Source organism: Candidatus Pantoea rara, assembly GCF_051136265.1.
GTDB lineage: Bacteria > Pseudomonadota > Gammaproteobacteria > Enterobacterales > Enterobacteriaceae > Pantoea > Pantoea rara.
Genome location: NZ_CP194943.1, coordinates 378440 through 392243, shown reverse-complemented (window position 1 = coordinate 392243; position 13804 = coordinate 378440). Strand labels below are relative to the sequence as shown.

15 protein-coding genes, 1 pseudogene and 1 riboswitch are annotated in these 13804 nt (G+C 56.5%); of the genes and pseudogenes, 10 read left to right on the top strand and 6 right to left on the bottom strand.

Annotated elements, in window-relative coordinates; genetic code table 11:
• Window positions 1-43 precede the first annotated feature (43 nt).
• The 8 genes from ACR8BF_RS20305 (at window position 44) to ACR8BF_RS20270 (ending at window position 6567) form a co-directional block, all read left to right on the top strand.
• Window positions 44-997: a hypothetical protein gene (locus ACR8BF_RS20305; protein ID WP_255434230.1), complete on the top strand. Its 954-nt coding sequence runs from the start codon at window positions 44-46 to the stop codon at window positions 995-997.
• 153 nt (window positions 998-1150) lie between these two features.
• A complete protein-coding gene (locus ACR8BF_RS20300; RefSeq protein ID WP_434746027.1) occupies window positions 1151-2269 on the top strand; it encodes an alkene reductase in 1119 nt (372 codons plus the stop codon).
• Between the two features lie 16 nt (window positions 2270-2285).
• Complete coding sequence (locus ACR8BF_RS20295; RefSeq protein ID WP_010247494.1) at window positions 2286-2600, top strand: ArsR/SmtB family transcription factor; 315 nt, start codon at window positions 2286-2288, stop codon at window positions 2598-2600.
• A gap of 245 nt (window positions 2601-2845) precedes the next feature.
• Window positions 2846-3391: a cysteine hydrolase family protein gene (locus ACR8BF_RS20290; protein WP_434746026.1), complete on the top strand. Its 546-nt coding sequence runs from the start codon at window positions 2846-2848 to the stop codon at window positions 3389-3391.
• 63 nt (window positions 3392-3454) lie between these two features.
• A riboswitch (TPP riboswitch) is annotated at window positions 3455-3574 on the top strand.
• A gap of 131 nt (window positions 3575-3705) precedes the next feature.
• Entirely contained in the window at window positions 3706-4650 is a 945-nt protein-coding gene (locus tag ACR8BF_RS20285; protein ID WP_434746025.1) for an FAD-dependent oxidoreductase, read from the top strand.
• A complete protein-coding gene (gene thiS, locus ACR8BF_RS20280) occupies window positions 4634-4831 on the top strand; it encodes a sulfur carrier protein ThiS (protein ID WP_090964665.1) in 198 nt (65 codons plus the stop codon). Before ACR8BF_RS20285 ends, thiS begins: the two co-directional genes overlap by 17 nt.
• Window positions 4832-4833: 2 nt before the next feature.
• Window positions 4834-5589, top strand: coding sequence for a thiazole synthase (locus ACR8BF_RS20275; protein WP_434746024.1), 756 nt, complete (start codon window positions 4834-4836; stop codon window positions 5587-5589).
• A 9-nt stretch (window positions 5590-5598) separates the two neighbouring features.
• Window positions 5599-6567, top strand: coding sequence for a HesA/MoeB/ThiF family protein (locus ACR8BF_RS20270; protein WP_434746023.1), 969 nt, complete (start codon window positions 5599-5601; stop codon window positions 6565-6567).
• A 9-nt stretch (window positions 6568-6576) separates the two neighbouring features.
• On the opposite strand, the gene ACR8BF_RS20265 is transcribed toward ACR8BF_RS20270, so the two are convergent.
• Entirely contained in the window at window positions 6577-6990 is a 414-nt protein-coding gene (locus ACR8BF_RS20265) for an ASCH domain-containing protein (protein ID WP_434746022.1), read from the bottom strand.
• Window positions 6991-7212: 222 nt separating this feature from the next.
• A pseudogene (locus ACR8BF_RS20260) lies at window positions 7213-7755 on the bottom strand (DsbA family protein).
• Between the two features lie 316 nt (window positions 7756-8071).
• Between ACR8BF_RS20260 and ACR8BF_RS20255 the strand changes: the two are divergent.
• Together ACR8BF_RS20255 and ACR8BF_RS20250 are read left to right on the top strand one after the other, a co-directional pair.
• Window positions 8072-8341 carry a hypothetical protein gene (locus tag ACR8BF_RS20255; RefSeq protein WP_292986013.1) on the top strand — a complete coding sequence of 90 codons (270 nt, stop codon included), beginning with the start codon at window positions 8072-8074 and terminating at the stop codon, window positions 8339-8341.
• Window positions 8342-8488: 147 nt separating this feature from the next.
• On the top strand, window positions 8489-9016 hold the full coding sequence (locus tag ACR8BF_RS20250) for a sterol desaturase family protein (RefSeq protein ID WP_292986012.1): 528 nt from the start codon (window positions 8489-8491) through the stop codon (window positions 9014-9016).
• Here ACR8BF_RS20250 and crtB read toward each other — a convergent pair.
• The 4 genes from crtB to ACR8BF_RS20230 are packed head-to-tail and all read right to left on the bottom strand — an operon-like array spanning window position 8955 to window position 13798.
• The gene (gene crtB / locus ACR8BF_RS20245; protein WP_179897994.1) at window positions 8955-9884 is read right to left on the bottom strand and encodes a 15-cis-phytoene synthase CrtB; all 930 of its coding nucleotides are present in this window, start codon (window positions 9882-9884) and stop codon (window positions 8955-8957) included. The genes ACR8BF_RS20250 and crtB overlap by 62 nt on opposite strands.
• Window positions 9881-11359, bottom strand: coding sequence for a phytoene desaturase (locus tag ACR8BF_RS20240; protein ID WP_292986011.1), 1479 nt, complete (start codon window positions 11357-11359; stop codon window positions 9881-9883). Before ACR8BF_RS20240 ends, crtB begins: the two co-directional genes overlap by 4 nt.
• Window positions 11356-12516 (bottom strand): lycopene beta-cyclase CrtY, encoded by a 1161-nt coding sequence (gene crtY / locus ACR8BF_RS20235; protein ID WP_313698361.1) that lies wholly within the window; start codon window positions 12514-12516, stop codon window positions 11356-11358. The genes ACR8BF_RS20240 and crtY overlap by 4 nt, the downstream gene beginning before the upstream one ends.
• Window positions 12503-13798 carry a glycosyltransferase gene (locus ACR8BF_RS20230; protein WP_434746021.1) on the bottom strand — a complete coding sequence of 432 codons (1296 nt, stop codon included), beginning with the start codon at window positions 13796-13798 and terminating at the stop codon, window positions 12503-12505. Before ACR8BF_RS20230 ends, crtY begins: the two co-directional genes overlap by 14 nt.
• Window positions 13799-13804: the final 6 nt, after the last annotated feature.

Sequence of the window (13804 nt, the reverse complement as noted above, 5' to 3'; positions counted from 1 at the left end):
TAGTTAAACCTGAAATAAGTCGCCTCACTCACGGATTGAATATATGCCTGTAAAGATGAGTTACATCCTGCCGATTAATTGTTCAACCAGACAAACCGTAGAGGGCATTATGGGGTTAATCAGTGGCATTAGCACAGACGTGGCAAGAGGATATTCAACCACGCTCATCACACCAAATACAGCATCGGACAGCATTAAAGAAAGTATCACCGCTAAAGAGTTACCGGCCAGTGTGGTGGTAATCTCCCCCGAGGCAAGAGCACGGCTTTTACACGCCCGCGATGAACCCATTGCGGCAGAGCAACAGGAAAAAAATCTCAAGGCACTGGCAGAGTTAAAGTCATCCGGCCAGGGGCCGTCCATTAACCTTGCGTATGCCTTGTTCAACGACCCCAACACCAGCTCAGATGCCAGCACACTGAGTCCACTCCTGAGTATGACCGCTGACAAAACGCAGAGCACGATGGATGACTTTGCTGCTGCCTTACATCAGGTGCTGGTTGAAGGTCAGGCGGGGCGTGGTCAGTACGATAACAGCGATACCGCTGAAGCCATGGCGCTGACCCTGACGCAGTCTAAGCTCCATAAACTGATTGAAAAATATGTCTCCGGAGATAACCAGAAACAGGCAACGGGCATCGCTGATCAGATGATAAACGTCAAAGTGGCTATTCGTAACAGTGCGATGTTATCGGGCGCTCAGGATACGCTGACGTTAGCTATGCGTTATGGCACTCGCCACATGCAGGAGAGTGCGCGTGATAATCTCAACAAGTTTGAAAGCGGCACCGCACGGCCTCAGGTTGAGCTGAACAGCATGATGGCAGCCATGAATTCAGGTGGTAATACAGACGCTGTATTCAGTGCCTTTGCGGCAATAATCAGTGCAACGCCCAACCCCGGCAACGCTGCGCAATCGTCTATTGATGGTGCGTTGAAACAGATGGATATCTATCGCCAGCAATGGCAGGCCTTCACTGAAAAATACGCTTCATAATGTCCTGATGAACCTGCAGCTGGCCTGAGTGCGATGTCTGCAGGATCCGCCCCATAATAAACAGCTCCGGAACAAAAAGCACAGATTACACATTTACAAATTTAAATGTGTAAATATAATATCGCCTCTTCACACATCAGAGGACTTTTTGTTATGCCGTCACTTTTTACCCCGCTGAACCTGGGCGATCTCACGCTTCGTAACCGCATTGTACTGCCGCCGCTGACGCGTTGCCGCAGTGAGCAGCCGGGCAACATTCCCGGCGAGATGATGGTGGAGTATTACCGCCAGCGCGCCAGTGCGGGACTGATGGTCACCGAAGGCACCCAGATTGAGCCCCGTGGACAGGGCTATGCATGGACGCCGGGGATCCACAGCGACGCGCAGATCGCGGGCTGGAAAAAGGTCACAGAAGCGGTACATCAGGAAGGCGCCACCCTTTTCTGCCAGCTCTGGCATGTTGGCCGCGTATCACATAATGAACTTCAGCCAGAGAAGCAGCCCCCGGTGGCGCCTTCAGCTATTGCAGCCGACAACGTCCGGGTCTTTATTGAGACAGGGCCAGGGGCGGGGATATTAACTGCACCCAGCGAGCCACGGGCACTGACCACAGCGGAAGTTAAAGAGATTGTGGCACTTTACCGTCGTGCGGCTGAGAATGCCAAAGCGGCCGGTTTTGACGGCGTGGAACTGCATTCCGCCAACGGTTATCTGATTAACCAGTTTATTTCAGAGCACACTAACTTCCGTACGGATGAATATGGTGGTTCAGCGGAGAATCGTCTGCGCTTCCTGCGCGAAGTCGTTGAGGCGGTCAGCTCGGTATTTGGCAGCCATCGTGTTGGCGTCAGATTTGCGCCACTGTTTTCAAGCACTGACGAAGAGCGCGTCTATCTTGGACTGGTTGAAAGCGATCCCCATACGACCTACATCCGCGCTGCGGAGATGCTGAATGCGCTGGAAGTCGGCTATCTCTCTATTGCCGAAGCCGACTGGGATAATAGCCCGGACATGCCAGAAAGTTTCCGCGTCGCACTGCGGGAAACATTCCGATCTCCGATCATCTATTCGGGTCGTTACACGGCTGAAAAAGCGCAGCATGTGCTGGAAAAAGGCTGGGGCGATCTGTTTGGTTTTGGCCGCTCGTTTATCGCCAATCCTGACCTGCCTGCGCGCATTAAATCAGGCTATCCGCTGAATGAGGTCGATCACGCCTCCCTGTATGGCGGCACTGAGAAAGGCTATACTGACTATCCTGTTTTTCAATCCTGATATTCTGTGAGGCGGCATGTCCCCCGAAAATGCCCTGAAGTTACTGTCTAACCCGACCAGAGTGGCAGTGCTGAAGTGGCTTAAAAATCCTGACGAAGCGTTTGCGGGCTATACCCAGCTCTATCCCTTCGATCAGTATGGCGTCTGCGCCAGCCTCATACAGGACAAGGCGGGCTTATCACAGCCCGCCACGTCGTTATGCCTGAAAGCACTTCACAATGCGGGCCTGGTCGAAGCCAGCAAAGTGGGCAAATGGACCTATTATCGCCGCGCCGAACCGCGTATTCGTGAAATCACCGACGCGGTGACGCAATCGCTGCAGGCGCTTTAAAAGCCACAGTGTTCAGGGTAATGTAAATTCCGGTCCCCTCCTGCCGGATGAGACTCCTCACGAATTCATCAACTCAGGATCGTAAAATGTTTATGTCAGTTCTGACTTTCACCACCGTCACCACCACCGCGCTCAGCGGCGGCGTAGGCGAGTCTGTGACGGGCACCTGACACAACAGATTCCCACTCCCCGCCGAACCGGACGGGGACCTGTTCCCCGTTCTTAAAACTGAATGGAGCCAGGTCATGAAGACATCTGAAAATGCACTTTTAATCATCGACATGCAGCAGGGCCTTTTTTATGGTCCAGCGGCGCCTTTTGCTGCAGACCGTATTCTGTCGAATATCACTCTGCTCATCACCAAAGCACGGCAGTCTGAAGTTCCCGTCTTTTTTGCGCGACACATCGGGCCTGATAATTCTCCTTTCAACGAGCAAAGTCCGCTGACTGGTCTGATACCGGCGTTGCAGGTTAACCCGCAGTCAGATGTCGTCTTCACAAAAAAATACCCCAGCTGTTTCAGGGATACCGGCCTGCAACTTCAGCTTAAGCAAAGAGGCATAAAACAACTGGTGATTGCCGGGATGAAAACGGAGTTCTGTGTTGATACCACCTGTCGGGCCGCACCGGAGCTGGGATTTAACGTTGTACTGATTTCCGATGCGCATACCACTGTCGATAATCCACATCTCTCTGCGGAAAGTATTATTGGTCATCACAATCAGACGCTGGCGGGACCCTTTGTGACGCTGGCAACCGCTGCTGACTGGTCGTCTGGTTCTGCCCGTTAATCACGATTTTCTGGTTTTGCACCCTGCCTGCTGCTTGACGAAGCTGCCCGCTTAACTTACAACTAAACCCGTCAGGGGAGTCTCGCCAGAGAGACTGAGAGGCTAATAGCGCATTGCGCGGCTTAGCGACCCTTAGAACCTGACCCAGTTGATACTGGCGTAGGAAGATGGGTATCGCATCAGATACTTGCCGCAGGGGCGCATTCGCGACGTCTCTGCCTTTTCCCTCCGTATCACGGGTCTTCGTTAACTGATAACGAGGCCAAAGTGAAACTTCTCATCCTGATTTTCTCTCATCCTCGCCGGTGGGCATCATGAGCTGCTGGTCGGTACTTGGCAGCGGTGTGGCCGGGTTGTGTGTCGCCACACTGCTTGTGGAGCGAGGAGAAAGCGTCGAAGTCATTACGCAGCCTGACTGTCGTGCCGCCTCACACTGGGCAGGCGGCATGCTCGCGCCCTGGTGCGAAGCAGAAAGCGCGCCGCCGCAGGTGATCGAATGGGGCCAGCACGCTGCGGGCTGGTGGGCGCAACGCGTGGAGGGTGTGGAACAGCAGGGCACGCTGGTGGTTACGCCACCGCGTGACAGCCGCGAACTGACACGTTTCGCCATCATGACGCAGCAGCATCAATGGGTCGCCCCCGGAGAGATCGAGCCGGCGCTGGAAAATCGCTTTGCCCGTGGTCTGTTTTTTGCGGCAGAGGCGCATCTTGATCCCCGCCGCGCGATGCAGCAACTGCGCGACAAACTGCAGCAGGCTGGCGTGCCCTTACACAGCGGTAAACCCACCGGCACAATCATTGACTGCCGTGGCATCCACGCTGCGGATCAGCAGCCCGCGCTGCGCGCTGTCAGGGGCGAAATGCTGATTCTCCAGACCCCCGATGTTCAGTTCTCCCGTCCTGTCCGGCTGCTGCACCCACGCTTTCCCTGCTATCTGGTGCCGCGTGCAGACGGGCACTTCATGCTGGGTGCCACGATGGTCGAAAGCCACGATAGCAGCCCGATCAGTGCCAGAGCGATGATGGAGCTGCTCAGTGCCGCTTATAGTCTGCATCCGGCGCTGGCCGAAGCGCGCATCGTGGAGAGCGGCACCGGTCTGCGCCCCGCTTATCGACAGAACCTGCCTGAAGTCCGCTATGAAAAGGGTCGTTTCTCGCTGAACGGGCTTTACCGTCACGGCTTTTTGCTGGCTCCGATTATGGCTGAAAAACTCATGCTGCAACTTACTCAGGAGATGACTCATGCGAGTTCAACTTAATGGGCACACGATTGAAACCGATGCAGACACGCTGGCAGAGCTTATGGCGGAGCAGCAGATTGACCCGCGCACCGTCGCCACCGCGCTGAACGGCGAATTTGTGCCGCGTAGCCGCTATGCCAGCCAGCCGCTTGAGGCGGGTAGCCAGCTGGAAATCCTGTCACCGATGCAGGGAGGGTAACCATGTTCTATCAATTCACTCCGCAATCTCGCTTTCTGCTCGGTACCGCCGGATATCCGTCCCCGGACATTCTGCATCAGGCGATAGACGCGTCAGGCGCGGAGATCATTACTGTCAGCCTGCGTCGTGAAGGCAGTGAAGGCGGTGCTTTCCGCTCGCTGCTGCAACAGCTTAACAAACGCATTCTGCCCAATACCGCAGGCTGCCACACGGTGAAAGAGGCGGTGACGACGGCGCAGATGGCGCGCGAACTGTTCGACACGCCGTGGATCAAGCTGGAGGTCATCGGTCATGCCGATACGCTGCAACCCGACCCCTTTGCGCTGGTTGAAGCCGCGCGGATCCTTTGCGCTGACGGCTTCCAGGTCTTTCCCTACACCACCGAAGATCTGATTGTCGGCGAGAAACTACTGGAAGCGGGCTGTGAAGTGCTGATGCCCTGGGGGGCGCCGATTGGCTCCGGTCAGGGGCTGCGCAATATCGAAGGGCTACGTGCCATGCGTGCGTGGTTTAAAGATGTGCCGCTGATTATTGATGCGGGCATTGGCGCGCCCGGTCAGGCGGCGCAGGCGATGGAAATGGGCTTTGACGCGGTGTTACTCAACACGGCGGTGGCAAAAGCGCGCGATCCAGTGCGGATGGCCGGGGCCTTCGCTGCCGCAATCCATGGCGGTCACGAAGCGTTTCAGGCGGGATTGATGGAGCAGCGCGACATGGCGTCAGCTTCAACGCCCATTTTTGGTCTGGCACAGTTTTAAGGAGCGGCGATGGAGCGTTATCAGCGACAGACTATGTTGCCGGAGATTGGCGAAGCGGGGCAGCAGCGGCTGAGCGAGGCACGTGTGCTGGTGGTGGGCGCGGGCGGGCTTAGCGCGACGCTGCTACCGTTGCTGGCTGGCGCGGGCGTCGGGTTTATTCGTCTTTATGATGGCGATCGGGTTGAGTTGCACAACCTCCACCGGCAGACGCTGTTTGGCGTCGACAATGTGGGTCAGCCCAAAGCAATCTGTGCTCAGCGCGCGCTGGCGCAGCGGAATCCTGACTGCCGCGTCGAGGCGCATCCATACAGGCTGAGTGCCAGTCATCTCCCGGAGGCGCTGAAGGGAATCGATCTGGTGGTGGATGCGGCGGATAACTTCGCGATCACTTATCAGCTCTCGGACACCTGCTATCCGCGCGATCTGCCGCTCATCTGCGCGTCGGTGTTAGGTCGCAAAGGCTATGTCGGTGGATTCTGCGGGGGTTCACCCGGCTATCGCGCGCTGTTCCCGCAGTTGCCTGTGACGTCGGGTAACTGCAACACGGCTGGCGTGATGGGGCCAGCCGTGGCAACGCTGGGCGCCATGCAGGCGCAGATGGCGCTGAGCGTATTACTGAAGCTGACGCCATCACCGCTCGGCTGCATGATTCACTGCGACTTTGTGAACTGGCATGTGCGGCAGTTCCGTTTCGACGATGCACCTGAGCCAGAAGCGCCGGGCACGCCGTTTATCGATCGACTCATGCTCACTGATGACGATTGCATAGTGGAATTGCGCAGCGTGGAGGAGGCACCGGTCAGTGTGGCCGGGCAGGTATTACGGATTCTGCCACAGCAGATAGCGGCCTGGCAGCCGCCATTGAATCAGCGCGTGGTGCTGGTGTGCGCCAGTGGTATGCGCGCGGCTCAGGCTGCTGAGACTCTCGCCGCGCGTGGTGTTAAGCGGCTGGCCCTGATGGCAGCCAACACGCTGTAAGCTGCCGGTTTAAATCACCTCGACCAGCTGGAAGGTCTCGAAGATCAGCTCCATTTCGCTGTGGAAATAGCCTGCACGCTCGAAGTAGCGCTGATGTTCCTGACGCCAGTGGTCGAGGCTGAGATCGCCTTCACCCTCCAGCATCGCCATTTCTGGCGTCACGCGGTCAAAGCGCGTCAGGAACAATCCGGTGGTACGAATCACGCAGACGGGCTGCTGTTCGCCGTTGAGAACAATGCTGTAACCGCCTGGCTGAGGCAAGGCTTCCTGCTCCTGCCAGCTGCGTAACGAACCGCAGGTGGCCACCTTCTTTCCGGCAATAATCAGCGTCGCGAGTTCGCTGGCTAATTCCGGGGAATCACCAAATGCATCTGTAAATGCACCCGGATATTTGTCCTGAATCTGTTCAAGCGTCATCGGCATCCGCAATTCCTCAATGAATCAGGCGCCTGACTGGCGTGAAAACAGGTCAGCGACGCCGTTAATATGATGTAGCAGCGGTGTAATGCTGCTGATAGCGGTACAGCTTACCCGGCCTGCTCACGGGAAAACAGGCATAATTATCAGGATATTGAGAATGCGTGTGTGCTGAATCGCAAAGGAGAGAAACCGTGTTGCGCGGCCTGCGGCAACCGCGCACAAAAACTAACCAGTCAGAACACTTGCCCAGCGCGCAATGTCGTCACCGCTGCTGAGCTCAGGCTGCACCAGTCCGTTAACCATAAAAGTTGGTGAAACATGGATACCGTTCTGGCGGGCATATTTGCAGTGCCATTTAATGGCGCTCTGCAGATCAGGCTGATCAAATGCGGCACTGGCATCCACGCCGCTGTATTCTTTCAGGCGGGCCAGAATCTGATTCGGCGTGGCATCACGGTTCGGGCCGGTACAGTGATCGGTGAACTCGAACTCTTCACGATGATCGGCCACGGCCTGCATTACCTTCTTCGCCGCGTCTTTACTTTTGCAGGCGGCGGCAAGAATGTAGCGCACAATCAGCCCGGAATAGAGGTGCCACGGCTGAGATTGCAGCCGGATCTTCACGGTGATGTTCTCTTCACCCGCGTGCGCCAGTAAGGCGTCTAATTTATTGAATGTACGAACCTAAAAAGGACAGGTGGGTTCCAGAAAGACTTCGAAGATCGCCGGGCCATGGCCCCAGACCAGCGCATCTGCATGCTGACTCATAAATAACTCCTTTAAGAGAAACGGAACGGTAAAGGTATTTACCCTGGCAAATCCTCTCTGCTTCAGCCAGCTAAGAATGAGCCGCAATTGTTACAAAAATCAGCAATCAGTCGCTGACCTGTGCGGAACAGGCGACAGGCAGGACCCTTTGTCGTTAAAATTATCGGCTTTGGCATTCTCAACAGCTGGCCTGCATCGCCGCTGAAGAGCCGCTATAGTTATCAGCAGAGTTTGCTCTCCTGTTTTACGAAGCCATTTCTGCTACTTCCCTGCTGCCTGTCTGCAGGAAGCCGATAAGCGTTAGAAGAGGTTAATTTTGTATACCGATCTCACCTGGAAAACTCTCCATCGCGTCATTAATCAGACGATCTCTGACATGCTGGATGCGCAGCAGACCATTGATGTGCTGTCACTGCGTGTCCGGCTACATGAGCTGGCTGAACAGGAAGAGGATGAGGTCATGGTGCTCTGTTACTGGCAGGCGAGTAAAATTCTGATGCGATTACCCACAACCGTGACAGCCAGTCAGTTGATGATCGCCGCACGCCATGCTTTTCGCACGCCGATGGATCACGAGTTGCTTTAAAGGTTCTGTCGCTGCCTCATGGGGAATGCTTTTCATTCATGCATACGTAATTTTTCCTCTTATTTTTCCCGTGAAGCCTGTTTCCTCCAATCTCTGTTAAAATTATCCCTCTGCGCCACTTTGCAGGATGCATGCTCGGGAGAAACTATGTTGTGGATTTGGAATGCCCTGATTGTTCTGGTCACTGTTATCGGTATGGAGATAACGGCTGCACTGGCGCACAAATATATTATGCATGGCTGGGGTTGGGGCTGGCATCTGTCACATCATGAACCGCATAAAGGCTGGTTTGAGGTTAACGATCTTTACGCTGTCGTCTTTGCCTGCCTGTCGATTTTGCTTATTTATCTGGGCAGCACAGGCGTCTGGCCGTTACAGTGGATCGGTGCAGGGATGACGTTGTATGGACTGCTCTATTTTATTGTTCATGACGGGCTGGTCCATCAGCGCTGGCCCTTCCGCTATGTTCCACGTCGGGGTTATCTGCGCCGACTCTATATGGCGCACCGCATGCATCATGCGGTACGGGGCAAAGAAGATTGTGTGTCGTTTGGTTTCCTCTATGCGCCGCCGCTGTCAAAACTGCAGGCGACGTTGCGGGAACGTCACGGCGTTAAACGGGGCGCTGCCAGAGGTAAGCAGGGCGCGGAGCATGACGCGCCATCCGGGAAGTAACCGCCTGACCGGATGCCGCCACCAGCATAGCCAGTTTCTCTGGCGTGCTGGTGGACTGACGTATGTCCCACGCCTGTGAGCCCGCCTGAACCACCTTCATACCAATCTTACGATAGACCTGTTTTGCAGTTGCAATCGCCCACGCTGAGCGCAGCGGTAAGCCCGGCAGGCCAGCCGAAGCCGAATGGTAATAAGGCTCTGCTGTCTCCACCAGACGACGGGCAACACGGCTGAGCGCCTGGCGATTTTCCGGGGCAGCCAGCGTCTCCCGCGTCAGTCCCTCTTCAGCAAGCCACTCTGCGGGCAGATAACAGCGTCCTGCTTCAGCATCCTCAACAATATCACGTGCAATGTTGGTCAGCTGAAACGCCAGACCGAGATCGCAGGCGCGATCCAGCGTGGGATTGTCGCGCACGCCCATAATCTGCGCCATCATCAGACCTACCACGCCCGCCACGTGATAGCAGTAGCGCAGCGTATCCTCAAGCGTCTGATAGCGGGTCTCCTGCACATCCATCGCAAAGCCCGCCAGATGATCAAACGCGTAAGCCGGCAGAATGTCGTGCGCCATCGCCACCTCCTGGAAGGCCGCAAAGGCAGGCTCATGCATCTGCGAACCGGCATAGGCCTGACGCGTTTTCATCTCCAGTTGCGCCAGGCGCTGTTCGGCGGATTGCAGCGATGGCGTATCGTTACTGAATCCCAGCACCTGATCGTCAATCACATCGTCACAGTGACGGCACCAGGAGTAGAGCATCAGCACACTGCGTCGGGTTTTGGCATCAAACAGCTTCGATGCAGTGGCGAAGCTTTTTGAACCCACCTCCATGGTTTCTACGGCATGATCGAGCAGTGACGGACTATTCAACCCAGATCCTCCAGCATCAATCCTGCGGTGGCCTTGGCCGACCCAATCACGCCGGGAATACCCGCGCCCGGATGGGTGCCAGCACCGACCAGGTAGAGATTGTTGATATTTTTATCGCGGTTATGAGGCCGGAACCAGGCGCTTTGCGTCAGGATCGGCTCTACTGAGAACGCAGACCCCTGATACGCATTCAACTCATCGCGGAAATCAAACGGCGTGAAGATGCGATGCGTCACCAGCTGGCTGCGCAGGCCCGGCATGTAATGCTCTTCCAGATAGTCAAAGATGCGATCGCGCAGGCGAGGACCTTCAACGGACCAGTCGATATCGGCGGTGCCGAGATGTGGCACCGGTGCCAGCACGTAATAGCTGCCGCAGCCTTCCGGCGCCAGTGACGGATCGGTCACGCAGGGCGCATGCAGATAGAGCGAGAAATCCTCAGCCAGGGCGTCTTTATTAAAGATCTCATCAATTAATTCGCGGTAGCGTGGGCCAAAGCAGACCGTGTGGTGCGCCAGCTGATCGTGATGATGATTGAGTCCAAAATAGATCACGAAGAGCGAGTTGCTCATACGCTTGTTCTGCAGAGATTTTCCCTGTGCCATAGAGGCCGGATGCTGGCTCAGCAGTTCGCGATAGGTGTGAACGACATCCGCGTTAGAGGCAACCGCGCGGGTCGGGAATACCCGGCCATCTTTCAGATGCACGGCGGTAATTTTATTTTTCTGCGTCTCCAGCCGGGCAACGCTGGCATTCAGCTCCACTTCGCCGCCCAGATCTTCAAACAGTTTGACCATGCCCCGCACCAGTGCGCCAGTGCCGCCGCGCGGGAACCAGACGCCCCATTCACGCTCCAGGGCATGTATCAGAGTATAGATTGACGAGGTGGCAAACGGATTTCCGCCTACGAGCAGCGAGTGGAAAGAGAACGCCTGACGCAGATGCTCATCTTCAATGTAGCTCGCCACTTTGCTGTAGACACTTCGCCACGCCTGTAATTTGGCCAGCTGCGGAGCGGCACGCAGCATGTCGCGGAACGACAGAAACGGTACGGTGCCGAGCTTCAGATAGCCTTCCGCAAACACCGCGCGCGAATAATCCAGGAAGCGACGATAGCCTTCAACATCGTGTGGATTAAACGCGGCAATCTGTGTTTCCAGCGCAGGCTGATCGTTGTCATAACTGAACACCTTGCCGGACTCCCAGCAGAGGCGATAAAACGGCCTGACTGGCAGCAGCTCAACATAGTCGGAGAGCTTTTTGCCCGCCAGGGTGAAAAGCTCTTCAATGGCGCTGGGATCGGTGATCACCGTCGGACCGGCATCAAAGGTGTAGCCCTGATCCTCGTAGACATAAGCCCGGCCGCCAGGCTTGTCACGCTGCTCCAGCAGTCGGGTGGGAATGCCTGACGCCTGAAGGCGAATTGCCAGAGCCAGACCACCAAAGCCTGCGCCAATTACTGTCGTTCTATTCATTGCATCGCCTGTTGACGGTGAGGAGTCATAATAGCCTGTAACGCCGCCAGTACGGGAACCGGTGGTTTGCCGCTTAAGATACGCAGCCGATCAGACAAAGTAAGTTTTCCCGCATAAAAACGGGCGATCAGACCTTCGGGAAGGCCGTAAAAACGTTGCATCACCTGCCAGCGCTGGTCAGCCGGACCCGCCATAAATAGCATGCGGTTAAGCATGCGGAAGAAGCGCTGCTGCTGCCAGGCCTGTGAGGCAAATTGCGCAATGCTGGCGTGCAGTGTTTCAGAGGTAAACGTCCGCATCTGTGCCAGCCGGTCAGCCATCGCGACCGCCAGCGGCAGAGAGTAGCCGGTGGTGGGATGGAATAACCCGGCACGCAGACCGCTGCAGGGTAAATCGCGTTTCTCCCAGAAGGCGGCAACGTCACCGGTCAGCGTAATCGGTAACGCGCCCTGCTCTTCGCGTAGCAGCCGGTTTAACGTCCAGCCCTGCTGCGCGGCATAGTGACGGATGTTCTGCCGGGCGTGATCGCCATCCAGCGTAGCGTTATCAATATAGTGCGTATCTTCAATCAGCAGCGTATCAGCCGAAAAGGGCAGACTGTAGACAAAGCGATAGCCTGCCTGCTGATCCACCGTTGCGTCCATGATGATCGGCACGGTCAGGCCGTGTGGTTCACTGAGCTGCCACTCCTGTCCGACAAACGACTGAAAGCCCATGCGCAGCGCCGAATCGGGCTGGTAGCCGCGACCATCGATCACCGCATCAGTTTTCAGTACCCGGCCATCCTCCAGTGTGACCGACCGTGAAGCAACGTTCGCCACTCTGGTGTTCAACAGCAGATCCGATGCAAATCTGTCACGGATGACCTGCGCGAAGCGTTCCGCGGTCACGCAAAAATAGCCACTGTTCAGGGATCGATTTCGTTGCGGAAAGCGCACTTCATAACCGGGCCAGTGATGAACCACCAGCGGGGCGACCCAGTGATGCTGCGTTTCGGTGAGATCTTCCGCATGAAACGACCAGGTATGATGCGCACCCGGTTCGCTCCCGGCGTCAATTATCAGAATGCGCAGGGCAGGCTGCTGCTGGCGCAGTCGCAGGGCAATCAGGCCGTTCGCCAGCCCCGCGCCCACCAGAATCAGATCAAACCGAGGCATAATCTCTCCTGGTGATGACGGGTTTGCGGGTCAGCATTGCCTGTTCGACGATATCTGCCGCCAGCGCTGTGCCGCCGGCCTGATGAAGGGCAGTGCGCAGCGTTTTCATCCGCTGGCCGTAGCGCTCATCAGCCAGTAAGGTCTGAAGCTGACGGGCCATTGAGTGGCTGGTGGTGAAACGTGACGCCCGACGCCCGATACCGTGCCAGACCACTCTGGCAGCGACACCCGGCTGATCGAAGGCCAGAGGGATTACCAGCAGTGGCGTCAGATGATTAACCGCGTCCAGCACCGTGTTCATACCGCCGTGGGTGATTGCCAGATCGGCCTGTGCCAGAGCAGCCGCCTGATCGGCAAAATCGACCACCTGAACATGGCTGGCCTGCGCGAGTTTCTCTGCCTGAAACGGTGACAGGCGACCACAATGCGCCAGCAATAACTGCGCGTCGATCTCCTGACAGGCGCGGACGATGGTTTTGAACAGACCGTAGCGATGGCCCTGCAGGGTGCCGAGGGAGGCAAAAATACGCGTTCTGTCGCCATGCGGGAAATAGCGCGATTGCGACACAGCCGCTGATGATTCCGCAGCGCGCAGCGGGCCCACGGAGTGGAAATGATCGGGCAGCGCCTGGCGGGGGAAATCGAGTTCCGGGAGCAGCTGACTGATCTGCGCCAGCGGTGAAAAACAGTGGTGCAGTTTTTCCCGTGGCGTTAACCCTAACGCATGGGCATTTCTGGCGATAACCCGATCGTGACGACGCATCAGCCAGTCATAGATTTTTTCGCTGGTGCGATAACGATCACGTGCCTGGTCGCTGCTGCCATACTCAAACGGCATCACAGCCAGCGGGAAATCCGCCTCACGATTAAGTGGCAACGCACAAGCCACCGAGACAAAAGGCAGGTTCAGCGATTCTGCCGCCAGTGCGCCGGCAGGCTCCATCTGATCGACGATCACGCCATCAATCGCCAGAGTGTTCAGGACCACGGGCAGTTCGCGACAGAGCATATCGGTGCTGCGGGCCATCTCATTAATCAGTTTCAGCATTGACGGGCCAAGAGGATGCGCCGCCAGCTGCAGAGTACGGGCCAGACTGCCCGCAGGATGTGAGGCTAAGCCTAGCGGGAAAAAGCCGATCCGCTTGTCGGTAAGTAGCGCGCTAACGTCCGTCTGCTGGATAAAAGTAATCTGGTGTCCACGTGTGATTAAGACCTGGCTAAGATGCGCGAGCGCCTGCACATGGCTATAGAAGGGCGGTGCAATGACCGCAAAGTGACTCATGCAGCA